At 69.5% G+C, this 23450-nt stretch carries 20 protein-coding genes; 12 read left to right on the forward strand and 8 right to left on the reverse strand.

The features are described 5' to 3' along the window. Nucleotides 1-71: 71 nt before the first annotated feature. Nucleotides 72-338 carry a DksA/TraR family C4-type zinc finger protein gene (locus tag FU658_RS05450; protein WP_147891159.1) on the forward strand — a complete coding sequence of 89 codons (267 nt, stop codon included), beginning with the start codon at nucleotides 72-74 and terminating at the stop codon, nucleotides 336-338. A gap of 24 nt (nucleotides 339-362) precedes the next feature. Here the strand turns inward: FU658_RS05450 and FU658_RS05455 are convergent, their stop codons facing one another. The 3 genes from FU658_RS05455 to FU658_RS05465 all read right to left on the reverse strand — a co-directional run bounded on the left by FU658_RS05455 (nucleotide 363) and on the right by FU658_RS05465 (nucleotide 3852). Continuing rightward, on the reverse strand, nucleotides 363-701 hold the full coding sequence (locus tag FU658_RS05455) for a YkgJ family cysteine cluster protein (protein ID WP_147891160.1): 339 nt from the start codon (nucleotides 699-701) through the stop codon (nucleotides 363-365). Between the two features lie 238 nt (nucleotides 702-939). Beyond that, nucleotides 940-1329, reverse strand: coding sequence for a DUF1622 domain-containing protein (locus FU658_RS05460; protein WP_147891161.1), 390 nt, complete (start codon nucleotides 1327-1329; stop codon nucleotides 940-942). A 114-nt stretch (nucleotides 1330-1443) separates the two neighbouring features. Next, nucleotides 1444-3852: an SUMF1/EgtB/PvdO family nonheme iron enzyme gene (locus FU658_RS05465; protein ID WP_147891162.1), complete on the reverse strand. Its 2409-nt coding sequence runs from the start codon at nucleotides 3850-3852 to the stop codon at nucleotides 1444-1446. Between the two features lie 404 nt (nucleotides 3853-4256). Between FU658_RS05465 and FU658_RS05470 the strand changes: the two genes are divergently transcribed. Beyond that, entirely contained in the window at nucleotides 4257-4694 is a 438-nt protein-coding gene (locus tag FU658_RS05470) for a hypothetical protein (RefSeq protein WP_147891163.1), read from the forward strand. On the opposite strand, the gene FU658_RS05475 is transcribed toward FU658_RS05470, so the two are convergent. Both FU658_RS05475 and FU658_RS15115 read right to left on the reverse strand, forming a co-directional pair. Beyond that, nucleotides 4577-11314, reverse strand: a complete 6738-nt coding sequence (locus tag FU658_RS05475) for a glycoside hydrolase family 94 protein (RefSeq protein WP_255505436.1) — start codon at nucleotides 11312-11314, stop codon at nucleotides 4577-4579. The genes FU658_RS05470 and FU658_RS05475 overlap by 118 nt on opposite strands. Next, a complete protein-coding gene (locus FU658_RS15115; RefSeq protein ID WP_255505437.1) occupies nucleotides 11208-13400 on the reverse strand; it encodes a protein kinase family protein in 2193 nt (730 codons plus the stop codon). Before FU658_RS15115 ends, FU658_RS05475 begins: the two co-directional genes overlap by 107 nt. Nucleotides 13401-13537: 137 nt before the next feature. Here FU658_RS15115 and FU658_RS05480 point away from each other — a divergent pair, with 137 nt between their 5' ends. Both FU658_RS05480 and FU658_RS05485 read left to right on the forward strand, forming a co-directional pair. Then, a complete protein-coding gene (locus tag FU658_RS05480) occupies nucleotides 13538-14086 on the forward strand; it encodes a YaeQ family protein (RefSeq protein WP_147891164.1) in 549 nt (182 codons plus the stop codon). A gap of 8 nt (nucleotides 14087-14094) precedes the next feature. After that, nucleotides 14095-14997 (forward strand): pseudouridine synthase, encoded by a 903-nt coding sequence (locus FU658_RS05485; RefSeq protein WP_147891165.1) that lies wholly within the window; start codon nucleotides 14095-14097, stop codon nucleotides 14995-14997. A gap of 4 nt (nucleotides 14998-15001) precedes the next feature. On the opposite strand, the gene FU658_RS05490 is transcribed toward FU658_RS05485, so the two are convergent. Further along, a complete protein-coding gene (locus tag FU658_RS05490) occupies nucleotides 15002-15418 on the reverse strand; it encodes a hypothetical protein (RefSeq protein ID WP_147891166.1) in 417 nt (138 codons plus the stop codon). Nucleotides 15419-15558: 140 nt separating this feature from the next. Here FU658_RS05490 and FU658_RS05495 point away from each other — a divergent pair, with 140 nt between their 5' ends. From FU658_RS05495 to FU658_RS05505, 3 genes are all read left to right on the forward strand, one after another. After that, the gene (locus tag FU658_RS05495; protein WP_147891167.1) at nucleotides 15559-16494 is read left to right on the forward strand and encodes a substrate-binding periplasmic protein; all 936 of its coding nucleotides are present in this window, start codon (nucleotides 15559-15561) and stop codon (nucleotides 16492-16494) included. Nucleotides 16495-16576: 82 nt separating this feature from the next. Next, nucleotides 16577-16798 (forward strand): hypothetical protein, encoded by a 222-nt coding sequence (locus FU658_RS05500; protein ID WP_147891168.1) that lies wholly within the window; start codon nucleotides 16577-16579, stop codon nucleotides 16796-16798. A gap of 14 nt (nucleotides 16799-16812) precedes the next feature. Further along, the gene (locus FU658_RS05505; RefSeq protein ID WP_147891169.1) at nucleotides 16813-17634 is read left to right on the forward strand and encodes a spermine/spermidine synthase domain-containing protein; all 822 of its coding nucleotides are present in this window, start codon (nucleotides 16813-16815) and stop codon (nucleotides 17632-17634) included. On the opposite strand, the gene FU658_RS05510 is transcribed toward FU658_RS05505, so the two are convergent. Next, on the reverse strand, nucleotides 17626-18405 hold the full coding sequence (locus FU658_RS05510; protein ID WP_147891170.1) for an N-formylglutamate amidohydrolase: 780 nt from the start codon (nucleotides 18403-18405) through the stop codon (nucleotides 17626-17628). The genes FU658_RS05505 and FU658_RS05510 overlap by 9 nt on opposite strands. Before the next feature lie 60 nt (nucleotides 18406-18465). Between FU658_RS05510 and FU658_RS14700 the strand changes: the two genes are divergently transcribed. From FU658_RS14700 to FU658_RS05525, 4 genes are read left to right on the forward strand one after another with little or no spacing between them, the layout of a single operon-like run. Then, nucleotides 18466-19170 carry a hypothetical protein gene (locus FU658_RS14700; RefSeq protein ID WP_222708362.1) on the forward strand — a complete coding sequence of 235 codons (705 nt, stop codon included), beginning with the start codon at nucleotides 18466-18468 and terminating at the stop codon, nucleotides 19168-19170. Next, nucleotides 19125-20021, forward strand: coding sequence for a peptide ligase PGM1-related protein (locus tag FU658_RS14705; RefSeq protein WP_222708363.1), 897 nt, complete (start codon nucleotides 19125-19127; stop codon nucleotides 20019-20021). The genes FU658_RS14700 and FU658_RS14705 overlap by 46 nt, the downstream gene beginning before the upstream one ends. A gap of 56 nt (nucleotides 20022-20077) precedes the next feature. Next, complete coding sequence (locus FU658_RS05520; protein WP_147891171.1) at nucleotides 20078-20449, forward strand: DUF2237 family protein; 372 nt, start codon at nucleotides 20078-20080, stop codon at nucleotides 20447-20449. A 7-nt stretch (nucleotides 20450-20456) separates the two neighbouring features. Then, nucleotides 20457-20639, forward strand: coding sequence for an oxidoreductase-like domain-containing protein (locus FU658_RS05525; protein ID WP_255505438.1), 183 nt, complete (start codon nucleotides 20457-20459; stop codon nucleotides 20637-20639). Between the two features lies 1 nt (nucleotide 20640). On the opposite strand, the gene FU658_RS05530 is transcribed toward FU658_RS05525, so the two are convergent. Next, the gene (locus FU658_RS05530; RefSeq protein WP_147891173.1) at nucleotides 20641-21252 is read right to left on the reverse strand and encodes a hypothetical protein; all 612 of its coding nucleotides are present in this window, start codon (nucleotides 21250-21252) and stop codon (nucleotides 20641-20643) included. A gap of 144 nt (nucleotides 21253-21396) precedes the next feature. Here FU658_RS05530 and FU658_RS05535 point away from each other — a divergent pair, with 144 nt between their 5' ends. Beyond that, nucleotides 21397-23427 (forward strand): S9 family peptidase, encoded by a 2031-nt coding sequence (locus FU658_RS05535; RefSeq protein ID WP_187265941.1) that lies wholly within the window; start codon nucleotides 21397-21399, stop codon nucleotides 23425-23427. The last annotated feature ends 23 nt before the right edge of the window (nucleotides 23428-23450 follow it).

The following is a 23450-nucleotide window of genomic DNA, read 5'->3' on the forward strand; positions in this document are numbered from 1 at the left end:
CGGTCGGCCCCGGCTCGCGGACTGTTCATCCGCGTCGCGATACATTGGGGTCGCACGGGCAGGAGGATCCGATGGCTACTGGTTGGGCTGGCGACGGGGCGGTGCAGGATCAGATCGACGCGACGGTGAAGGACGCGATCAAGCGTGCCCGCAGCCAGTTGCGCGAGGGCCCTGGTCGCACGCACTGCGAAGAATGCGAAGCACCGATCCCCGAGGCCCGTCGCAAGGCGGTCCCGGGCGTCCGCCTGTGCGTGGCCTGCCAGGAGGCCGAGGATCGCGACGGCGCCGCAGGCACCGGGTACAACCGCCGCGGGAGCAAGGACAGCCAGTTGCGTTAGGTCCCCCGGGCCCGCCCAAGGGTGTCAGATCAGCTTCAGCGCCACGGTCTTGGCATTGTCGCGGGCGTAGTTCTCGCGCTCGGCGACGCAGTAGGCGCTGCCCATGGCGAACTTCCGGCACACGCCGGGGCGGTCCTCGTAGATGCCGCAGCGCATGTGCCGCTGGTCGACCGCGACGCACCAGCCGTCCTCGTCCCGGGCCATCACCTCCAGGCCCTCCTTGTTGCGCGTCACCATGTGCCGCGGAACGCCGCGGTCCTCGGGCATGACCATGACGGTCAGGCGGCAGCAGACCGCATCGCAGCGGCTGCAGGAAACGGTGGAGTCGATGCAGGTGAGGTCGTCGACGCTGTACTGGCTCATAAGGGGATCCGAAGGTGCCGGGGTGGCCAATGGGGGGGGGGCGGATCCACGCCGGAACCCCGGCACGGCAGGCGCGGGCGGCGTTGCGGGTCTTTTCGCAGGCAGGGGCGTGGTCGCCGGTGCAAGGCACCGGGCCGGGATGCCCGGGTCCATGCTACGCCAACCCCGCAGGCATGCCAGAAAACCGGCGCGCGGTGTTCAGGTGGGGTTGGCGCTCACGGCCGGCCCACCTTCGCATTCACGTCGATCCGGGATCCTGCTTCGCGAGCGGCCCGGACCGCTTCCTGCCGGGCTGCCAGGGCAGATGGCCGTCGATCTCCAGGTGCAGGGAGAACACCAGGAAGGTGCGGATCACAACGATCAGGCCCAGCTCCAGGAGGCTGGAGATCGAGTAGTCCATCGTGACCGTCTTGATGATGTCGGCCGCGACAAGGAACTCCAGGCCGAGGATCAGGCCGCGCACGCTTCGCCGGCGGTACTGCAGGTAGGCGGCGTGGGTGGTTTGCCGGCGAAAGCGGAAGAGCCACTGGACGGTCGCGATGATGAATCCGATCACGATCACGGCCACCCCCGTGAGCTCCAGGAAGGTGATCACCGTTTCTATGATCGGTACGAATCGATCGCCCATGGCCTTGCCCCGCCTCGTGGTGCCGGCGCGTCGCCGGCTCCGCCAAGGGTGCCCGCCGCAGGGGTGTCGCGTCGAGCCTTGCGATGAAAGTGCCTGCGTGGAGCAGCCGCGCGCTCAGTCGTGCTGCGGATCGGCCGTCGGATTGCGGGCCACCAGCCCGTCGGCGACCGGTCCGAGCCAGGTGTCCGCCCAGGCCACCAGCTCCCGCGAGACCTGCAGGTAGCCCGGTGGCAGATGCCCCCAGTCCAGGGCGACGTGGCGCTTGTGCGCGGAAGGCGTGCCCAGGCGCTCGAAGAAGGGGCGCTGCGAACGCTCCAGCGGGAAGGTGAAATCCTCGCGGCCATTGAGCATCAGGACCGGGACCTTCACCCTTGGAAGGTAGTCCTGCGGCTGGATCTCCTCGGCCAACGCCCGTGCCGGAATGCCGGCGGAGATCAGCATGGCCGTGGCGAAGCGTTCCTCCACGGCAAGCACGTAGGGGGCGCGCCAGCCGCCATAGCTCAGGCCGTGGAACGCGATCCTCTGCGTGTCGATGTCGTCGCGGGTGTGCAGGTAGTCCAGCGTCCGCCGCAGGTCCTTGACCTGCTGGATCAACAGGTCCCGGCTGGCGATCGGTCCGGAGGGCGGGTTCCCGCGACGGTGGAAGGTGCCCTTGTAGACCGGATAGACCACCACGCGCGCGCTGCGCAGGAAAGGTTCCACATGCAACAGGCCGGCATCGTCGATGGAGTCGAGCATCAGCGCATCGCCGCCGGGAAAGTGGACCACCGACTGGTACGGAGGCTGGCTGCGGTAGGGGATCAGGACATCCACCAGTACGCGCTCGCCGCCGTAGGCCGCATCGAAGCTGACCCGCTCGCGGCGCCAGGCGTCATGGTGTTCGACGGATTCCAGCCGCGCCTCCAGCGGGGTCTCGTCGTAGTCGAACAGGCGACTGAGCAGCGCGAAGGTGCGGTCGTCCACCGGCTCGGGCAGTTCGTTCTGGACATGGGCGATGTCGGCCCCGTCGGCCGGGTCCACGGGCGCCTCGTTATGCACCAGCCGCATTCCGAAGCCCGGTCGGCGCTCGTGCGGCGGCATCGCGTTGGGGCTGCTGAACTGGTAGGGATTGTCCATCCAGGACCCCCCCAGCAGGTGGCGTCGCTGGTCCACCGCGTTCGCGCACCATTCCCATACGTTCCCCGCCATGTCGAGGGTGCCGTACGGCCCCAGGCCACCGCTGGCCCCGACGGGCGTCGTGCCGCGCCCGTTGAAGTTGCTGGCCACCAGGATGTCCGAGAAATTGGCCGCCTGGGCCGTTCCCAGTCCAGCTGCACGCGACCACTGGAAGACGTTGGGAAGCGCAGCTCCCGAGAAGGCGGCGAAGGCGGAGGCCTCGTACCAGCTGATGCCCTCCACGGGATGGTCTGCCTCGTCCTGCGGCCAGTGGCCATTGGCCCAGCGCATGGGCCCGGGCGCACCGGTGGCGTCGACGAAGTCGGCGACGACCTCCTCGAATGCCGCGCCCGGATGCGCCGCCAGTGCCTCGCTCCAGAATTCGGGCCGCGAATAGCCGCCGGCATCGACGAAGGACTTGAATTCGCGGTTGGTGACCTCGTGGCGACCAATCCAGAAGCCGGGAAGGCTGCGGTCCACGTCGAGGTAGCGCACCTGGCCGGGGGGGACATAGACCATGCCCTCGGGGATCTCTTCGGATCGATGCAGGTGCAGGGTCTCGGGAATCGGCAGCACGCTTGGCGCAAGTTCGAGATCGGCATGCCCGGGCAGGCGCGCCCGCAGGCGGAACATCGTCAGTGGCAGGCGCATGCCGTGGAGCGGGGTGTGGCCCAGCGCCAGCCAGTCGTCGTCCCCACCGCCGTAGGCGCGAACCGACACTTCGGCGCCGACGGGCTCGCTGGTGATGTCCACCGGCAGCGTGAGGTCGAGCCAGACCTGTTCCAGCGCGGGGTCGTCGTGCCAGGTGCCTCGCGCCTCGTGGACCAGGCGGAACGCGCTGAAGACGTCCTCCTGCGATTGCGCCCGGATGCCCGGCAGGGTGTCCAGGTGCAGGCGTTGCCAAGAGGGGTCGGCACCGAGGGGCGGGGAAGGGGTGCTGGCGACGACCAGCGCGACGGCCAGCAGCATGGCGCCTGCCCTGAAGAAGCTGCCGGGCGTTGCCGGGTGTGATCGATCAGGGGTGGGTTCGCCGGGCGCGGCGCCGTCCTCGCCGGGGTCGACGCGTTGCACCGGGCAAGCCATCCGGTACCCGCGCCGATGCACCGTTTCGATGTATCGCGGGGCATGGGCGTCGTCGCCCAGGGCATGGCGAAGTTCGCTGATGGTCTGGGGCAGGGCGTTGGCCGAAATGGCCGTCCGTCCCCAGGCCTGGTCCAGCAAAGTGTGGTGGTCAAGCAGCTCCGGCGCGTGCTCCAGCAGCACTTCGGCCAACCGGAATGCCTGTCGGCGCAGGGGGATGGGTCCCTCCGGCCCGGTCAGCGTGCCGGTGCGTGGATCGAGCTGGAAGGGTCCGAATCGGTAGGCCATGGCTCGCAACCGGGGGCGGGGACCGCAACTGGGCCGTCACAGGCGGAAGGCCGGGACCCAGCCCGGCGACACCTGTTATGACGCGAATTCCGCCCGAAACCGGAAGATTTCAGGTTCTGCTGACGTTTTCCTGAGGGTTTTGGCAAGTCTCGGGGCCCCGAATGCGCCAGATTCCATGCCGGGCCCGCCGCCTCAACGGTGCCGTGGCCCGACCCCGTCGCGTCCAGGAGGAGACCGAGATGAGCAAGAGAACCCCCATTCGTTGTGGAATTTTTGCGATGTGCTGCCTGGCAGGCGCCCTGGTCACAGGGGCCAGCGCCATGGCCCGGCCCGGGGCAAGCCCCGCGGGGCCGGGCAATTCCTGCCGCGGCGCCGGCATGCCGCCGCATTGTCCGGACCGCGGGATGCCGGCGGAGATCCGTGCGCAGTTGGCGCTGTTGCGCAACGCCTCGTCGGCATTCTTCAGCTTCGACGTCGCCCAGTCCGCCGGCTGGTTCGCGCAGCTTTCGGACTGCGTGGAGTCGCCCGCCGGCGGCATGGGCTACCACTACGGCAACCCGGACCAGCTGGCCAACGAAGGCAACCTGTCCCTGCTGCGGCCCGAGGTCCTTGTCTACGTGCCGATGGAGGACGGGTCGATGCGTTTCGGTGCGGTGGAGTACATCATCGCCGCTGCCGACTGGCCGCATGTCGAGCCGCCCGAGTTCATGGGGCAGCAGTTGGGCTACAACCCCCATCTCGACATCTGGGCCCTGCACGTGTGGATCGGCATCGACAACCCGGCAGGCATCTTCGCGGACTTCAATCCCGAAGTGAGCTGCGAGTTCGCGCCGGAACCCTGAGCCGGTCGCCGGGCATCATGGCGGGGCCGGGGGGGTATCCCGGTCCTGCCGTGGATGCATCGGCCAGGCGAGGGCGACGCGGTGTTCGATCCCGTCGTCGACCAGGGGGAACGCCGCTGTGTCCTGCGGCACGCCATCGAGTTCCAGTCGGGCCGGCCGGTGGCGACGAGTTCGACCTTGATCCGGTAGCGCGTGCCGCCGTGGCGATAGTCCATGCCGAAGCCCGGCCAATCCGGCGGCACGCAGGGCTCGAGGTGCATCACGTCGTCGATGCGGCGCAGGCCCAGCAGGGATTCGATCATCATCCGGTACATCCAGCCGGCAGATCCGGTGTACCAGGTCCAGCCCCCCCGTCCCGTGTGGGGGGCGACGGCATAGACGTCGGCGGCCATGACGTAGGGCTCCACCCGGTAGCGCGCCACCCCGGCAGCATCGCGGGTGTGGTTGACCGGATTGATCATGCGCGCCACCTCCCAGGCCGAGCGTGCATCGCCCAGTTTCGCGAAGGCCATCGCGGCCCAGACGGCGGCGTGCGTGTACTGCCCGCCGTTTTCCCTCACCCCGGGCACGTAGCCCCGGATATAGCCCGGGTCCGGGTCGGCCCGGTCGAAGGGAGGGTCGAGCAACTGCACGAGGCGGGAGTCGCGCTTCACCAGGTGGGTGGCAAGTGATTGCATCGCCTGTTTCGCACGCGTGGGGGGAGCGACCCCCGAAAGGACCGACCAGCTTTGCGCGATCGAGTCGATGCGGCACTCCTCGTTCCCCTTCGACCCCAGGGGTGTCCCATCGTCGAACCACGCACGGCGATACCACTGCCCGTCCCAGCCATGGGCCTCGAGGTTGCGTGCCAGGTCGCTTGCGTGCTGCGTGCATTCCTCCGCCATCTCGTGGTCCCCCCGCTGGCGCGCGACGCGGGTGAAGTCGCCCAGGACCGAATGCAGGAAGAAGCCCAGCCAGACGCTCTCGCCGATGCCGGCCTCACCGACCCGGTTCATTCCGTCGTTCCAGTCGCCGGTGCCGATCAGCGGCAAGCCGCGTCCGCCCAGCAGCGTGGTGGCCCTGCGCAGCGCCAGGACGCAGTGCTCGTAGAGGCTGCCGACCCGATCGGAAACGGCGGGAAGGTCGTAGTACGACTCCTCGTCGACGTTGACCTGTCGCCCCTCGAGGAAGCCTGCCGACGCATCGAGGATGGACGTGTCCCCGGTGACGTCGAGGTAGCGGCAGGTCGCCACGGGAAGCCACAGGTAGTCATCCGAACAGCGCGTGCGCACGCCGCGTCCGCTGGGCGGGTGCCACCAGTGCAGCACGTCGCCCTGGGGGAACTGCTTGGACGCGCACAGCAGCAGGTGCTCGCGGCTCAGCGCCGGGTCGGCATGCACCGTGGCCATCGTGTCCTGGAGCTGGTCGCGGAAGCCGAACGCCCCGCCGGACTGGTAGAAGCCGCTGCGGGCCGCGTAGCGGCAGCCCAGGGTCTGGTACATCAGCCAGCCGTTGGCCAGCACGTCGAAATCGGGTTCGGGGGTGCTGACCCGGACGGTATCGAGCAGCCGGCCCCAGTGGTCGCGTGTCCGGGCTAGGGCCTCCCCGGCACAGGCATGCGAACGGGTGCGCTGGGCCAGGTGCATCGCATCGGGCGCGGAGCGGGCTGCACCGAGACGGAACACCACGGTGGTTTCGCCCCCGGGGGGCAGCGTGAGGCTGCGCTGGATCGCCGCGCACGGGTCCACGCCCACTCCCAGTCGTCCGGAAAGCTGCTCGCGGCCAAGCGCAGCGGGAGCGCTGGGATCGCCATTGCGGCCAAGGAACTCGGTCCGGTCGGTGGTGAAGGTATAGGGCCCCGCATCGATGGCGAAGAAAGCGACGCGGCCCGCGAACTCGCTGTTGTAGTGGTTGCGCGCGACCAGAGCGCCACTGCCGGACTCGGTCGCACTGGCGACGTGCATGTGCGAGCGCGCACGCAGGTCGCCCAGCACCCATTCGACATAGCCGGTCACGCTCAGCCGTCTCGGCGTGTCCGACCGGTTCTTCAACCGCAGCTGCAGGTACTTCACCGGCTCGTCGCGATCGACGTGGACCCAGAGCTCGCTCTCGATGCCCTTGGCGGTGTAGTGGAAGACCGTATAGCCGAAGCCATGCCGGATGCGGTAGGTGCCCGGACCGCGGCAGGGCAGCGGCGTGGGTGACCAGACGTGGCCGGACTCCTCGTCGCGCAGGTAGAGCGCTTCGCCGGACACATCGCACACGGGGTCGTTGTGCCAGGGCGAGAGCCGGAACTCGTGCGCGTTCTCGAACCAGGTGTAGCCCAGGCTGCTTTCGCTGATGACCGTGCCGAAGCCGGCATTCGCAAGCACGTTGCTCCATGGTGCCGGCGTGGTGTCGCCTTCGTCGAGCGTTATCAGGTACTCGCGGGCATCCTGGCTGAATCCGCCCAGGCCATTGTTGAACTTCGCCGGCGCAGCGGCGTCGCCCGGGCCTGCTGCCGGGTGGGTCGGGATGGCGGGGAGGCGGCGCTCCCCGGTGGCCGTCTCGGTGGCCTTGGGTGCCCGAAGGGCGGTGGCGGCGGAGGGAGCAGGGGCGCTGATGCTGGAGAGTTGCTTCCCAACCTGGTCTTCCAGCGTGCCGCGACGGTCGCTCAGGATCACCCGTGCCACCGACTTGAGCAGGATCCGATCCTCCTGCTGGATCTGGTGGGCGCTGCGCACGAAGATGCCGCCTGGCCGGTCGAGCGCATGCGGCTCCGGGCCGGCCGACACCATGCCCAGGATGCGATCCTGGAGATGCTGTCGATAGATCGCCCGGTCTTCGTTCCAGATCACCAGGTCGGCCTCGAGTCCCTTGAGTCGCCAATAGGCGTGGGCCTGGATCATCTGCCGGACCAGTTCGATGTTGGCGGCATCGGCGATGCGCACCAGAGCGATCGGCAGGTCGCCGGAAATCGACTGCCCCCACAGGCCCGATTGCCCGCGGCGGTTCTGCTGCAGTATCGCCGGGCGCGCGCGCAGCAACGGACTGGCGTAGACCATCAACCCGGCGAGGCGTTCGTACGACTGGGCATCGGCCTGGCTGGCATTGATCTGGCGGCGCACCACCTGCGCCTGGGTCCAGGCCAGTTCGAACACGCGGTTGGCGAGCCGACGGTCGCGGTACTTGTCGATGAGCGCCCGGCAGGCGGCCTGGTCGGGGCCGACGCCGCTGACCATGTCGAAGCACATGCTCTGTCCCGGCTTGAGGCGGACGCGGCAGCGGATGGCCACGATCGGGTCGAGCACCGAGCCTTCGCTGTCGCTCAGTACCTCGTCCTCGACAAGGGCCCGGGGCCGGCGCAGGCTGCGGGCGCGGCCGATGAAGCGGGCGCGGTCGGTTTCGTAGGAGATCGCCTCGACGTCGGCATCGTGGACCGCCACGAGGTGGAACATCCAGGGAGGTGCCTCCCCGTGCGATCGCTCCCTCCGGGTGCACAGCAGCGCCTGCTTGTCGCGCACGATCCGGGTCTGCACGAAGAGGTTGCTGAAGGCCGGGTGCATCTCGTCGGCAAGCGAGGGTGCCAGCACCACTTCGGCATAGGTGGTGATCTCGATGCTGCGCTCGGTCCTCGACCGGTTGCACAGCATCAGGCGGCGCAGCTCGATGTCGTCTTCCGAGGACACGGCGATCTCGAGGTGCGACTCGAAGTCCGACCGGCGGCCACGGAACTCGGCCTTGGCGTCGGAAAAGATTGCCTCGTAGCCATCCACCCGGGCGCATGTCGGCTGATGGGTGGCCGACCAGAAGTCGCCCGTGGCCACGTCGCGCAGGTAGCAGAAGCTGCCCCAGGGGTCGCGCGTGGCGTCCTCGCGCCAGCGGGTGACGGCGATGTCGCGCAGCCGGGAGTACCCGGACCCGGCACTGCTGAGCATGAGGTGGTAGCGGCCGTTGGACAGCAGCTGCACCGCGGGCCGCGGCGTGTCGGGGTCGTGCAGGATGCGCAGGCGCACCGGATGCTCGGCCGGCCCCAGGTCGGCTTCGTCCCGCTCCGCACGATGCGGGTGGAACACCGCGGCCCTCGGGATGCGCTCCTGCAGCAGCAGGAGCGTGGCCTGGATCTCGGGGTCGGCGACGAAGCGGCGCTGCATGGGCTGGTCGCGCAGCAGGTGCACCAGCCCGAGCAGGCCCATGCCCTGGTGGTGGGCCATGAACGACCTGACGATGGCCTGCTTGTCCCCGCCGGGGAGGCGCTCGGCGGTGTAGTCGACGGCCTCGTAGAGCCCGAAACGGCCCGCCAGCCCGTCCGCATGCAGGCGCTGCAGGTTCTGGCAGGCCGGCACCGGGCTCACCGCCAGCGCCATCATGCTGGCGTACGGCGCGATGACCAGGTCCTGCGACAGCCCGCGCTTGAGGCCCAGTCCGGGCACGCCGAAGGCCCGGTACTGGTAGTTCATCGCCGCGTCCACTGCGTTGTATCCCGACTCGGAGACCCCCCAGGGCACCCCGCGCCGGCCGCAGTAGCGGATCTGCGCGGTCACCGCATGCTGCAGGGTCTGGTGGATCAGCGTGCCGGGGTAGCTGGGCATCACCAGGTCCGGCATCAGGTATTCGAACATCGACCCGCTCCAGGACAACAGGGTCGATTGGCCTTCGACCTCGGTCAGCAGGCGTCCCAGCGAGAACCAGCTTTCCTGCGGCAACTGGCCACGGGCGATCGCGACGAAGGTACCCAGACGCGCCTCGGAAGCCAGCAGGTCGTAGAAGCCGGCATCGAGCTGGTTCTCCTCGACGTTGTAGCCGATCGAGAGCAGGTGGCGGTCCGGGTCGTACAGGAAGGCCTGCTCCATGTCGGAGAGGCGACCTGCGCGATCGGCGAGTGCTCGCAGGGCCTGCACGCGTTCGCGCGCCCAGTCCGCGACCGGGCCCTGTGCTGTAGGCGCCGCGAGGCTGCCCAGCGTCACCGTCCCTCCGTTCTCCTGCGCGGGCCCCAGGCGGGCTGCTTCCGACCGGGCCGCATCGCAGGCCGCCACCAGGGCGGCCGGCCAGTCCGGGCTGGCGAGCACTTCGTCGCTTGGGCGGGCCGGCACCTGGCGGGCGATGGCCTGTGCCAGGCCCCGGAGCGTGAGCAGGGTGGATTCGTTGGGTCGCGCCTCGGCGGACGCCCCCTTGCGCAGCGATTCGAGCCGTTGCTCGAACGCGTCGATTGCTTCGGCGAGACCCGAAGACCGCCCCGGGGTGGCTGCCAGTTCTTCCCGAAGCACGGCCACCGTGTCGGCCAGGCCATCGAGCAGGTTCACCGGCAGCAGGGGAGCCTCGGCCAACGCCAGCAAGCCCTGGCGCAAGGTCACCAGGTGGCCGACGAGGTTTCCGCTGTCGACGCTTGAAACGTAGCGCGGGGGCAGGGGTTGCAGGGTCAGCGTGTCGTACCAGTTGAAGAAATGCCCGCGGTGGCGGGCCAGGCGATCGAGCGTGTCGAGCGTGCGGGTGGTGCGGTCGATGACCCCCGACACGGTGAGGTAGCCCATGTCGTAGGCGGCGAGGTTGGCCAGCAGCGCGAGCCCGATGTTGGTCGGCGACGTGCGATGGGCCACGACGGCCGTCGGGTGCTCCTGGACGTTGTCCGGCGGCAGCCAGTGGTCGGGCTCGCCGACGTGGACTTCGAAGAAGGCCCAGGTGCGCCGGGTCAGCCGGTGCAGGAACGCCTTCTGGTCCGGGGCGAGCGGGGCGCGTTCCTCGCGGAGCGGTTCGCTCAGCCAGTGCATGAGCCAGGGCGAGACGAACCAAAGCAGCAGGATCGGCAGGGCGACAGGCAGTGCCCGGGCGTTGAAGAGGACGATCGCGACGCTGGCGACGAGGGCGGTCGCCGGCGCTGCCCACATGCGCGCCAGCTCCGCGGCCGCGCCCCGTCCGAGGCGGCGCTCGGCCTCGCTGGAGGGGCACCACTGCAGGAGCCTGCGACGACTTACCAGGACCCGCCACAGTGTCCGGGCGATGGCATCGACGCTGTACCAGGCTTCATGTGGCAGCAGGGCCACTGCGACGGCCGCCCGCTTGAGCTGGCGCATGCCGGCGCGTGCCACCTGTCGCAGGTGGATGCCGGGGGCCAGGTCCAGGGGTTTGGCCAGCACATCGCGCAGGGTCGGAATCGCCACCGGCAGCAGCCACAGGCAGAGCAGCCAAAGCGTCCAGGGCACGGCGCGGTCGAACATCACCCAGCCTGAAACCAGCAGGACCGCCATCGAGGCGGGCACCAGGCTGCGGCGCAGGTTGTCGACCAGTTTCCCGCGCGAGAGCAGCGACAACGGGTTGCGCTCGCGCGTCCCGTCCATTCTGCGGATCCAGGGCAGCAACCACGGCAGCAACTGCCAGTCGCCACGGATCCAGCGGTAGCGTCGGCTGACGTCGGCTGCGTAGCGCGATGGGTAGTCCTCGTAGAGCTTGATGTCGCTGACCAGTCCGGCGCGGGCATGGCAGCCCTCCAGGAGGTCGTGGCTCAGGATCCGGTTCTCCAGGAAGCGTCCGTCGAGCACGCGTTCGAAGGCGTCCACGTCATAGATGCCCTTGCCGACGAACGAGCCTTCGCCGAACAGGTCCTGGTAGACGTCCGACACGGCGCGGGTATAGGGATCGATTCCCGGTTCGGTGCCCAGCAACAAGGCGTAGCGCGAGCTCCGCGAGGCCCCCCATGCTGCTGCCGACACCCGGTTGCAGGATGCCGTAGCCCCGCACGATGCGGCGGCGCACGGGGTCGAACTGGGCGCGGTTGAGCGGGTGGGCGAGGGTGGCGACCAGCTCGCGCGCGGCATCGCGCGGCAGGCGGGTGTCGGCGTCGAGCGTGATGACATAGCGGGTGCCGACCAGGTGCCCGGGATCGCCGGCGATGCGGATGAACGCGTCGGTGGCGCCGGTGAGCAGGAGCTTGTTGAGCGCGGCGAGCTTGCCGCGCTTGCGTTCGCTGCCCATCCAGACGCCCTCGCCCCCGTTCCAGACGCGGGGCCGGTGCAGCAGGAAGAAGCGATCCACGCCCTTGGACGCATGGCGCTCGTTGAGCTCGCCGACCCGCTCGGCGGCGTGTTGCAGCAGGGCCTCGTCCGCCGGAAGTACGCTGGTCTCGGCGTCGAGGAAGTCCGACAACAGCGCGAACTGGAGGTTCGGGTCGCGGTTGGCGAGGTAGCGCACTTCCAGTGCCTCGACCAGCGCATCCACGCCGACCTGGCTGCCGAACATGCAGGGGACCACGACCAGGGTCCGGCACGGGGAAGGGATCCCGCGGCTGAAATCCATCCTGGGCAGCGGGCGCGGCGCGACGATGACGGTCGCCCCCCAGTTGACCAGCGTGATCGCGAGTTCGCTGAAGACGATGGCTGCCAGCACCGACAGGATGACTGTCAGGACGCCAAAGCCGGTTGTGGGCGAGGCGGCGGACAGCAGGGCCACGGTGAAGGCGGCGGTCAGGAAGGCGATCGGGAGCAGGTAGGCGGGAAGCGGCACGCGCGGCCTGCCCACGCTCAGCGGTTTGGCGGGATTGGCCTCCCGCAGGACCTCGCGCAATTCCACCAGGCCGTCGTCGACCAGGTAGTAGCCGACGTGCGAAGCCGCACGCGTCGGATCCGGGTGCGCCTGCGCCAGTCGCACCGCGTGCCGTGCCACGTCGGCCTCGCGGTGGTCCCCGAGGCGCGCCAGACGCTCGACCACATGGCGGTAATGGTCGCGGGTCAGGAAGTCCATCTGCGGATACACGCCCGAGGGGTCCTCGCGCAGCGCCTGGTCGACCGCGCTGAGGCCCTCGACGAAGTCGCGCCAGTCCATCTGCGCCAGGAACCGCAGGCTGCCGATACTGTTGCTGACCGACACCTGGTCGGCCGCCTGCTGCTGGCTCTCGGCCTGGATCAGCGCCTCCACGCCGTGGCCGGCGTCCTGGGCCCAGTGTTCCAGCCACGCCATCGGCATGCTCAGCGCCACGCTGCGGCCCTGCAGGCCCCGCGAGAGGGTCGACACGAAGGAGCCGGAAACCGGCGGCGCGGTTCGCGCCATCTCGGCCAGTTCCAGCACCAGGTCCTTCGGGCGTGTCTCGGCCACGTGGGCGAGTCGGGCGGCCCATTCGCCGGCCAGGCGCCGGTCGTCGCCGTCGCGCATGACCTGCGCGGCCATGCGCCGCAGGTTTTCCAGGATCGCGAGCCGCAACATGATCGGCACGGCCCACAGCTCGCCCAGGCGCAGGGGTTCGACTTCCTGGTAGGCGGAGATGAAGCGGCGGATCGTTTCGGTGTCCACCCAGCCATCGCCGTGCGCCACGGCCTCCAGGGCGAGGTGGTAGACGCGCGGGAGTCCGGCGGGCCCGCCCTGCACGAGTACCGGCAGCTCGCGGCTGTAACCCTTGGGCAGGTGCAGGCGCGCGGTGCGCACCTGTTCCTCGATCAGGTGGAAGTTGTCCAGGAACCATTCGCCGGCCGGCGTGATGCGCACCTTGTCGCGCACCATCGAGGCCAGCGAGGCGTTGGCCTGGGCCAGCAGGGCTTCGTTCTGGCGCAGGCGGGCGATCAGGGCGTCGCTGCCGGCGCGGGTCTCCACCTGATGGACCCGGGCCAGGGCACGGCCGCGCACTTCCATCTGCTCGGCATTGAGCAGTTCCGCCCGCAGCGGCGGGTCCCGGGGATCCGCTGGACCGGACGGGCCCGAGGGCCCGGTTCCACGGGCGTGGAGTCCTAGCCATCGGCGCAACGCGTTGGAGCTGGAAGGCATGCAGGGTCCCTGCTGATCGAACGGCGGGACACCCCGTGGGGGCGGGGGGCGGCAGGCGGCGCGGCGTAACCCAGCTTACGCCGGTTGCCCGGAGGGGTGGCGGTACAATCCACGACCTACATGAACCGGTGGCACCGATGTCCCTGAAATCCACCGTGGTGAAGGCCGAGCTGCAGGTCAGCGACATGGACCGCAACTACTACGCCAGCCACAACCTGACCCTCGCCCAGCATCCTTCCGAAACCGACCAGCGCCTCATGGTCCGGTTGCTGGCTTTCGCACTGCACGCCGACGAGCGGCTGGAGTTCGGGCGTGGCCTGAGCACCGACGACGAGCCGGACCTGTGGCGGCGCGACTACACCGGCGACATCGAGCAGTGGATCGACCTGGGCCAACCCGACGAGAGCCGCCTGAAGAAGGCCTGTGGCCGCGCGCGCGAAGTGGTGCTGGTGACCTACAGCGGCCGGAGTGCCGGGATCTGGTGGGGAAAGCACGGCAACGCGCTCAAGCGCCTGAAGAACCTCACGGTCATCGACATCGATGCGGCGGCGGTCGAGGCCGTGGCCGGGTTCGTCCAGCGCAGCATGCGCCTGACCGCGATGATCCAGGACACCGAATTGCAGCTCATGAGCGACAGCGCCACCGTGGCCCTCACGCCACGCGTGCTGCACGCACCGCAGGGCTGAGGCTGGCGATGCGCCGGCGGCCACCCGTGGTGGACGGTCTCGCCGCGAGCCGCCTGCAGCTTCCGCCCGGGCCCTGGCCAAGCGTGCTCGACGCCCTGTGCGCGCGTTTCCCCGGGGTGTCGCGCGAACAATGGCGCGACCGCATGGCCCGCGGTCGGGTGCTGGGGCCGGAGGGCGTCGCCGTCCGGGCCGACACGCCCTATCGCGTGGGCCTGGAGATCAGCTACTACCGGGAAGTGCCCGATGAACCCCGGCTGGCGCTGGAAGAGGGCATCGTGCATCTCGACGCGCATGTGCTGGTGGCCGACAAGCCGCATGGACTTCCGGTGACCCCGGCGGGCACGGCGGTTCGCGAGACGCTGCTGGCGCGCCTGGTGCGGCGCGTCGGCAACGAGGCATTGATCCCGCTGCACCGGATCGATCGCGATACCGCCGGGCTCGTCATGTTCTCGACGAATCCTGAAACCCGGGCGGCCTACCAGGCGTTGTTCCGCGAACAGCGCATCCAAAAGTACTACCAGGCGCTGGCGCCCCCGCTGCCCGGCCTGCAGTGGCCCCGTGTCCATCGCAGCCGGCTCGCCCGGGGCGAACCGTTCTTCCGCATGCACGAGGTTCCGGGAGAGCCCAACAGCGAGACGCGCATGGACGTGCTCGAGCGGGGCGGCCAGGCCTGGCGGTACCAGCTCGAGCCGGTGAGCGGCCGCAAGCACCAGCTGCGCGTGCACATGGCGTCCCTGGGGGCTCCGATCCTGGGCGATCGCCTCTACCCGCAGCTGCAGCCTGGCCACCACCAACCGGCGGCAACCGCGCTGCAGTTGCTGGCAGCCGGACTGGCGTTCATCGATCCACTCGACGCGACGATGCGCCGCTTCGACAGCGGACTCACGCTCCCGGCCCCGGCGAGGGACTGATCGATCAGGCCCGGGCGTGGGTGCGCAAGGCGGAGTCGGACGGGAAGATGTCGCGCTTGGGCACGGCGGCCAGGTCCACCCGGTTCTCGTCCTTGGGGCCGGACTTGTCGCCGGCGGCCTGGGCACCGCGCTGGGCCGCCTTGTGCGGGATGTGCCACAGCTCGTCGGCGGAGTAGAAGGACGTGCCGCGCGTCCAGCGCCCGTGGCCGCGCTTGTCGGCCTCCTGGATCGGCAGGCGGTCCTGGCCGCGGGTCAGGTAGAGCGGCGTCCAGAACGCGCCCTTGTCATCGGCGCTGATGCACAGGAAATAATGCTGGGCGGCGACCGCTTCGTCGGGCTCGGCGGTATGGCTGGCGCCGAAGCGAAGCAGTTCGTCGGGGTACATGTGCAGCACCAGGCCGGGGCCGTAGGTGTGGGCCATGTTGGTTTCCTTGCAGGCGCGTAGGAGTCACGCACCCCATCGTAGTCCGGATGGGGATGCAGCGTACGGAGCCCGCGGCCGTTTGGTGGCGGGCAGCCGACGCGATAGCCTGAGCGCATCGTCGCAAGGAGGTCGCCCGAGTGATTCTTCCACCACAACTGCGTCTGGTCGCCGCGCTGGCCCTGTCCAGCTGTCTCGTGCTGACGGCGTGTGGCGCCGCCCCGCGGCCGGCAGGCGAGGGGGTGTCGGGGCGGGTGACGGAGGCCCCGGTAGCCACGCAGGCTGGCGGTCTGTCGGGCTCGTCGTTCCAGGAGGCGACCGCGCGGGGCCGGGCGGAACTGGTTTTCGCCTTCGTGCCCGCGCCGGGCTTCGCCTACCGGGATGGTGCGGGCCGCCCCACCGGTGTCACGGTCGAACTGCTGCGGGACTTCGCGACCTGGCTTGCCGCGGCCCACGACCTCGATGTGGAGGTGTCCTGGCACGAGCAGCCCTCGTGGTCGACGTTCTACGGCGAGGTCCGCGACGCGAACGACGGCGTCCTGGGCGTGGGCAATGTGACCATCACCGGGCAGCGCGGGGAGGAGCTGGACTTCTCGCCGCCCTACATGAGCAATATCGCGGCACTGGTCACCCATGCATCGGTGCCGGAGTTGCCCGCGATGGCACTGATCGGGGAGCGCTTCTCAGGACTCACCGGCCTGGTGATCCCGGCGACCCTCCACGAGGCGCGCCTTGCGGCGATCCGCGAGGAGCACTTCCCGGGCCTGGCGACGCGCCCGGTGGAGTCCAATGATGAGCTGGTGGCGCTGCTTGCCGCGGACGAGGGCTATTTCGGCTACGTCGACATCTACAACTTCTGGCGTGCCGAGCAGGCCGGGCAACCCTTGCGCCGGCACCCGGCAGGCGACGACGCGTCGGAAACCTTTGGCGTGATCCTGCCCGACGGCTCGGACTGGACGCCGGTCATCGCCGAGTTCTTCGCCGCCGACGGCGGCTACGTGGGCAGTGCGCGTTTCCGCACGCACATGCAAAGCCACCTGGGGAAAGGGCTGGCCGACCTCCTCCTGGAACCGTGATGACGACACGCACCAGCCCGGGGATCGGGTACATTTCCCCTTGTGGCCCGTTCCGGGCCAGCGACGTATCGAGGATCCAGCGGTGAAGACGGCAGCTTGCGTGGTGTGGATGGCGGCAGTGGCGGTGCTGGCGGGCTGTGCCGGCGGGCCGGCGGTCAGCTGGGGGAATACCGATCGCAGCGATGAGAAGCGCGCCGAGGCCTTGTGCCGTGCCGAAGCGGGCAGGGGCCCCGGGACCGCCGGCGCCGAAGCCGCATACCAGGCCTGCATGGCGGAGTTCCGCCGGCCCGACCGCGAAGACTGATCCGGCGCGCGGGCATGGCGGCCGACCACGGCAAGGGCTGGCTGAAGCGGCTGGCGGATCGTCTGCGGGCAGGGCCGCCGCCGGAAGCGGGCGAGCCCGGCCTGGCCCGGCCCTTCGTGCGTCGCGGTTGGCGCACCACCTCGCTGCAGTTCAATGCGGCCGATGCGCAGAGCCGGATGCTGTGGTTCCAGCCCGACCGGCTGCTGATCGACTACACGCGCACCATGATGGGCGCACTGTTGTTCAATCCGCGGCCTGCGCGCATTGGTGTCATCGGCCTGGGCGGTGGATCCCAGGTCAAGTTCTGCCATCGCCACCTGCTGCACTCCCGGATCGAGGTGGTCGAGAACAACCCTGGCGTGATCGCGCTGCGGCGGCGCTTCAGGGTGCCCGACGACGACGCGCGTCTGCAGGTGGCGCTGGGCGACGGCGCGAACTGGGTGCGCGAGCGCCCGGGTCGCTTCGACCTGTTGCTGGTGGATGGCTATGACGAGGGTGGCATCCCTGCGGTGCTTTCGACCCAGCGCTACTACGAGGACTGCCGCAACGCCCTTGCGCCCCACGGCGTCATGGCCAGCAACCTGTATTGCGCAGATGCCGACCGGCACGTCAATCGGCTGCGTCGTGCCTTCGACGAGCGTGTCCTGGTGCTCGAGGAGCCCGGTCAGTCCAACCGGGTCGCCTTCGCCTGGGTGGGGGACCCGCTTCCCCCGGGCCCGATCGACGTGCACGGGGCGCTGGCGAAACTGCCGCCCAAGGCGCGCAGCCAACTGGTCGACGTGTTCCCCCGGGTGGCACGGGGCCTGGGCCGGATCCGGGTGCAACGCTCACGCTGACGTCGGCGGGCCGATCACGCCGGTTTCCAGGATCGCCTGGGCCAGGTCGCGTCCCCAGCGCTCCTGCTGCTCGTCGAGCAGCAACTGGTCCTGGCGGATCTCGAACAGTACGTGCGGCAGGCCGCGTTGCAGGCCGTGGTACTCCAGCGTGAAACCCAGCGTGTCGTGGCCGTCGTAGGGCTGGTTGTCCCCGATCTCCACCCCGCGCTGCGCGAACCACGACAGCAGCCGGGGCACCCAGTCGCGATGCTCCTTCCACATCAGCCCGATCGGCCACGGCCGAAGCATGCCGAGCATTTCCGGGGTGAACGAGTGCACCGACAACAGGGTGGGGCGCGTGCCTGCGGCATCGAGCCGGTCCAGGTAGGCGTCCAGCGCATCGTGATAGGGATGGAAGTAGCGCTGCAGGCGCCGTTCGCGCTCCTCGGGGCTCACCCGGAGGTTGCCCGGCACCGGGTGGCCACCGCTCTCGGGCAGCACCAGGTGTGCCGAGTCCGGGTGCCGGTTGAGGTCGACGACCAGCCTGGAGCTGCCGCCATGGAACGCGGGACAGCCCAGCGCCGTCGCGAGGGCCTGCGCCACCCGGGCGGCCCCGGGATCCCAGGCGATGTGGTCGCGACGCTGCCCTGGCGACAGGCCGAGGTCGCCGAACTCCGGGGGTAGTGCCCGGCTGGCGTGGTCGCACACCACCAGCACGTCGCTGCGCTGTCCCGGTTGGAAGTGAAACGGTGCGCTGTAGACGGGGTCTGTGTCGGCCTGGCTTCGCGTCATGCCCACACGATGCCAGAAAGTGTGGTTTACGATCAGGGTCCGCAGCGAGGGAGCACGCCAATGGGAGCGACCGAAGCCATGCCGGCAGCGGGGAGCCGCGAGGAACGCGAGCGCTTCGAGGGATTGCAAAAGCACCTCGCCGTGCTGTTCCGCGATGTCCTCGAGGCCCCGGACGCACCGCGCACCGTGGTGGTGGTTCCCGGGCTGAGCCTCGACCCGGACGTGCTGGAGAAGGTGCCGGCGTTCCGCTGCTACGAGGAGCGGCTGCTGAGCATGCTGATGTTCCTGCGCCAGCCCAACACCAAGGTGGTGTTCGTCACCAGCGAGCCGATCAGCCAGGTGATCGTGGACTACTACCTCAGCTTCCTCTCCGGTGTGCCGGGCGAGCATGCCCGGCAGCGGCTGGTCATGCTTTCCGCCCACGACGCCTCGCCGGTTTCGCTCACGCGCAAGATCCTCGACCGCCCGCGGCTGCTGGCCCGCATCGCCGCGGAGGTGCGCGACCCGCAGGCAGCCTACCTCTCGGTGTTCAACGCCGGCGATGAAGAGGTGACGCTGGCCACCCGGCTGGGCCTGTGCATGTACGCCTGCGACCCGGCCCTGGCGCATTGGGGTGGCAAGACCGGCAGTCGCCAGGCCTTCGCCGAGGCTGGTGTCGCGATGCCGCCGGGAGAGGAGGGCTGCCCGACCTCGAGTCGGCCTGCGCGGCGATCGTGCGCATGCGCGAGACGGACCCCGGGCTCGCGCGGGTGGTCATCAAGGTGAACGAAGGCTTCTCGGGGGAAGGCAATGCGTTGCTGGACCTGCGCACGCTCGGTGCCCTCGGCGATGCCTCGCACCTGCTGGCGGCCTTGCCCGATGCCCTTCGTTTCGAGGCCCGCGGCATGGAGTTCGAGGCCTTCGATGCGCTCTTCAAGCGCCACGGCGGCATCGTCGAGGCCTGGATCGAGGGTGCGGACAAGCGCACGCCGTCGGTGCAATTGCGCATCACCCCGGTGGGCGAAGTGGAATTGCTGTCCAGCCACGACCAGGTGATGGGCGGGCCCAGTGGCCAGGTCTTCAAGGGCAGCACCTTTCCAGCGGACGGGCGATATGCGCGCGACATCCATGCCCTGGCGGCGCGGGTGGGCGAGGTGCTGCGCGACAAGGGCGTGATCGGCCGCGCCGCGGTGGACTTCGTCAGCGTGCCGGTCGCGGACGGCCATGAACACCATGCGATCGAGATCAACCTGCGCAAGGGAGGCACCACGATGCCGTTCCAGATGCTCGAGTTCCTCACCAACGGGCATTACGACCCGGAGCAGGCGTGCTTCGTGTCGCCCATGGGGCAGCCGCGCTACTACTACGCCAGCGACAACGTGGACAATCGCGATTACCGCCGCCTGATCCCGAATGACCTGATCGACATCGTGGTGTCGCGGCGCCTGCACTTCGACGAAACCCGGCAGCAGGGCGTGGTGTTCAACCTGATCGGGGCGCTGTCGGAATACGGAAAACTGGGCATGATCTGCATCGCCGACAGTCCGGAGGAGGCCGAGGCGATGTTCACGCGCACCGTGGCGGTGCTGGATGAGGAGGCGGCGGCCGGCGTGGAGGGCTTGCCACCGCAACTCTAGACACCGTCTTTCCCCCGGTCGTGTTCTGATGGGGTACGGCAACAACGGAGGCGACCATGTCGGCACTCAATGTCCTGGGACAACCGCTACAGGCGTGTGGCTTCAATCCCGTCACGGGCTACTTCCGCGACGGGTGTTGCCACACCGACCCCAGTGACCGCGGCCTGCACGTGGTCTGCGTGGTGGTGAGCGAGCGCTTCCTCGAGTTTTCACGCATGCGCGGGAACGACCTGGTCACGCCACAGCCCCAGCTGTCCTTCCCCGGGTTGAAGCCGGGGGATCGCTGGTGCCTGTGCGCCCGGCGCTGGGTGGAGGCCTGGGAGGCGGGCGTGGCGCCGGCGGTGGTCCTGGAGGCCACGCATCTCCATGCGCTGGGCGTCGTGCCCCTGGACGAGTTGCGCGCCTATGCCGTCACCAATACCGTCTGATCGCCGGGTGTCGGCCGAGGGCCCGGCCGGGAACGATCCGCGCCCGGAGCCGCCGGAAAAGCCGTTGCCGTCGGACTGCTGCGAAGGCGGCTGCGACCCCTGCGTCCATGACACCTACCAGGAAGCGCTGGAGCATTACGCGCGCGAGCTGGCGCGTTGGCGCGAGCGGCATCCGCACGCCGACGCCTGATTCAGTTGCGCAGGTTCAGGTGGCGGCGCACCAGCGGTTCGGGGTCGAACTCCAGTCCCACCTCGTACAGCAGGGCTGCTTCGTGACGCTCGCCGGAGCTTGAGAGCGAACCATCGGCGTGGCGCAGGAAGTAGTCGTGCCCGAGCGGCGCGAACAGCGGGGCGCAGTCGGGCACCACGACGGTGGAAACGCCCATCGGCGTGTCCATGCGGCCGTCGTCGTCGGTGCGCAGCAGCATCACCCGCAGGCCTTCGAGTGTGTAGTCGTCGTTGAGGCGTTCGGCGATGCGCTCGGCTTCGCAACCGTGCCGGCAGCCCGTGGACGTGGCGACCACCAGGGTCAGCTTCGCACCACGCATGTCGGGGTTCGCCACCCGCAGGCCGCGCCCGACGCACTGGGCGGCGCGCTCGCGGCGCTGCCGCACGATCTCGCCGGCCAACTCGGCCCGGGTCGGCTGTGCGTCGACCGCGGTCGGCGGGGCCGGATTTCCCGCGGCGGATACCGACGTCGGAGCAGCGGGAGCGGGGTGCACCTGGGCCAACTCCCAGGCCAGCCACAGCAGCGCGCCGGGCACGGCGACCAGCATGATGAAAAGACGGAGCGCGACGCGCATGGACCCTCCCCGGTATCCCCGGCTCGACGATACCCGTTAGTTGGCCGCGACACACGTGTGCACGGGGAGCCGCGAAAGCGCTGTGCAAGAATGAAGGGGTTGCCCTTGCGCACGTCCCAATCCACATACCCACGGAGCAATCGCATGATCCGATGGCTTTTCCTTGTCGCAGTTTTCGTCCTTGTGTCCGCGGGCCAGCCGGTTCTCGCGGCCGGCATGAGCCTGGAGCAGATCGCGAAGACGCAGTTCGTCACCGACGCCCAGGCCAGTCCCGATGGCAGCCGCATTGCCTACGTGCTGTCCGTTCCGCGCCAGCCCGGCGTGGATGCGGATGGTCCCAACCGCACCGAGCTCCACGTGGTCGATGCCAACGGCGACAGCCGCCGCTTCGTCGGCGAGGCCGCTTCCGTGGCGTCCGTGCGCTGGCACCCCGACGGTGACGGGATCGCGTTCATCGGCAAGCGCGAGGGCGATGAACATCGCTCCCTGCACCTGATTCCCCTGGACGGCGGCGAGCCGCGACGCCTGGCGAAGGCCGCGGCGGACATCCGGGCCTATTCCTTCGCGCCCGATGGACGCGAGGTGGCGGTGCTGGTGCAGGCCCCCGAGTCGGCCGACGCGCGCGCCCTTCGCGAGAAGGGCTTCAGCCAGAAGATCTTCGAGGAGGACTGGCGGCCGGTGGAGGTCTGGATCCACGGGCTGGGAGATGATCCGGCCGAACCGCGCCGACTCGAGCTCGAAGGTTCGGTCCAGGGGGTCCATTGGAGCCCCGGCGGTGATCGCCTGGCGGTGGCGATCGCCCCGCGCCAGGTCGTGGACGACACGCTGATGTTCGTGCGCGTGCACATGGTCGCCCGCGACGGTCGCGTGCTTGGCGAGGTGGACACGCCGGGCAAGCTCGGCAACATGGCCTGGGCACCGGACGGCAGGCACCTGGCCCTGGTGGCCACCGAGGACGTGCATGACCCCCGCGAAGGCCGGCTGACGGTGGTGGGGCGGGACGGAGGCACGCCCCGCAACCTCCTGCCGGACCTGGAGGGACACGTATGGCACGTCGACTGGTCGGGCAACGACCGGATCGTGTTCATCAGCTACGAGGGCGTCGAGGCACGCGTGGGCGAGATCGGCGTGGACGGTGGCTCGCAGCGCGACCTGGTGGCCGCGGGTGGACCCATCTGGAGTGGCCTGAGCGTGGCCCGCAGCGGCGACATCGCCCTGGTGGCGAATGCACCCGGCCACCCGGGTGAGGTCTTCCGCCTCGCCCGGGGGCAGGGTGAACCGCAACGCCTGACCGACTCGAACCCGTGGCTTGCCGACGTCGAACTGGCCCGCCAGGAAGTGGTCCGTTACGCCGCCCGCGACGGGCTGGAGATCGAGGGCATCCTCTACCACCCGCTGCAGCGCGCCGGCAATGCGCGCGTGCCGCTGATCCTCGCCGTGCATGGCGGTCCGGAGGCGCACTACTCCAACGGCTGGCTGACCAGCTACAACCTGCCGGCCCAGCATGCGGCCAGCCGGGGCTTCGCGGTGTTCTACCCGAACTACCGGGCCAGCACCGGGCGCGGCGTGGAGTTCTCCCAGCTCAACCACGGGCGCCCGGCGAAGGAGGAGTTCGACGACCTGGTGGACGGTGTCGACCACCTGATCGAAACCGGGCTGGTGGACGGCGACCGCGTCGGCATCACCGGTGGCTCGTACGGGGGGTATGCCAGTGCCTGGGGCGCGACCTACTACAGCGAGCGTTTCGCTGCCGCGGTCATGAACGTCGGGCTGTCGGACAAGATCGGGATGATGGGCACGACCGACATCCCGCAGGAACTCTACCTGGTGCACTACCTGACCTGGCCGTGGGAAGACTGGACGATGTACACCGAGGCCAGCCCGATCTACTACGCGAACCGGTCGCGCACGCCGACGCTGATCCTGCATGGCGAGGCGGACACGCGGGTGGACGTGACCCAGTCCAAGACGATGTACCGGTTCCTGAAGCTGGCCGGACAGGCGCCCGTGCGCCTGGTGCTGTATCCGGGCGAGGGCCACGGCAACGTGCGCGCGGCCTCGCGCTGGGACTACTCGCTGCGCCTGATGCGCTGGATGGAGCATTACCTGGTGGGCGAGGGCGGCGACATGCCGCCCTACGAGATCGACTACCGGCTGCAGTCCGCGGAGGACTGAGCCGGCGGCACGGGCACCGGTGC

Origin of the sequence: Alkalisalibacterium limincola (genome assembly GCF_008017755.1) — a bacterium.
In the GTDB taxonomy this organism is placed as follows: domain Bacteria; phylum Pseudomonadota; class Gammaproteobacteria; order Xanthomonadales; family Xanthomonadaceae; genus Alkalisalibacterium; species Alkalisalibacterium limincola.

Excerpts from the sequence above, each read along its gene's own strand:
- FU658_RS05450 (WP_147891159.1), top strand. The coding sequence starts at position 72 with ATGGCTACTGGTTGGGCTGGCGACGGGGCGGTGCAGGATCAGATCGAC.
- FU658_RS05455 (WP_147891160.1), bottom strand. The coding sequence starts at position 701 with ATGAGCCAGTACAGCGTCGACGACCTCACCTGCATCGACTCCACCGTT.
- FU658_RS05460 (WP_147891161.1), bottom strand. The coding sequence starts at position 1,329 with ATGGGCGATCGATTCGTACCGATCATAGAAACGGTGATCACCTTCCTG.
- FU658_RS05465 (WP_147891162.1), bottom strand. The coding sequence starts at position 3,852 with ATGGCCTACCGATTCGGACCCTTCCAGCTCGATCCACGCACCGGCACG.
- FU658_RS05470 (WP_147891163.1), top strand. The coding sequence starts at position 4,257 with ATGCCGGCGGAGATCCGTGCGCAGTTGGCGCTGTTGCGCAACGCCTCG.
- FU658_RS15115 (WP_255505437.1), bottom strand. The coding sequence starts at position 13,400 with ATGCCTTCCAGCTCCAACGCGTTGCGCCGATGGCTAGGACTCCACGCC.
- FU658_RS05480 (WP_147891164.1), top strand. The coding sequence starts at position 13,538 with ATGTCCCTGAAATCCACCGTGGTGAAGGCCGAGCTGCAGGTCAGCGAC.
- FU658_RS05485 (WP_147891165.1), top strand. The coding sequence starts at position 14,095 with ATGCGCCGGCGGCCACCCGTGGTGGACGGTCTCGCCGCGAGCCGCCTG.
- FU658_RS05490 (WP_147891166.1), bottom strand. The coding sequence starts at position 15,418 with ATGGCCCACACCTACGGCCCCGGCCTGGTGCTGCACATGTACCCCGAC.
- FU658_RS05505 (WP_147891169.1), top strand. The coding sequence starts at position 16,813 with ATGGCGGCCGACCACGGCAAGGGCTGGCTGAAGCGGCTGGCGGATCGT.
- FU658_RS05510 (WP_147891170.1), bottom strand. The coding sequence starts at position 18,405 with ATGACGCGAAGCCAGGCCGACACAGACCCCGTCTACAGCGCACCGTTT.
- FU658_RS14700 (WP_222708362.1), top strand. The coding sequence starts at position 18,466 with ATGGGAGCGACCGAAGCCATGCCGGCAGCGGGGAGCCGCGAGGAACGC.
- FU658_RS14705 (WP_222708363.1), top strand. The coding sequence starts at position 19,125 with ATGCGCGAGACGGACCCCGGGCTCGCGCGGGTGGTCATCAAGGTGAAC.
- FU658_RS05520 (WP_147891171.1), top strand. The coding sequence starts at position 20,078 with ATGTCGGCACTCAATGTCCTGGGACAACCGCTACAGGCGTGTGGCTTC.
- FU658_RS05530 (WP_147891173.1), bottom strand. The coding sequence starts at position 21,252 with ATGCGCGTCGCGCTCCGTCTTTTCATCATGCTGGTCGCCGTGCCCGGC.
- FU658_RS05535 (WP_187265941.1), top strand. The coding sequence starts at position 21,397 with ATGATCCGATGGCTTTTCCTTGTCGCAGTTTTCGTCCTTGTGTCCGCG.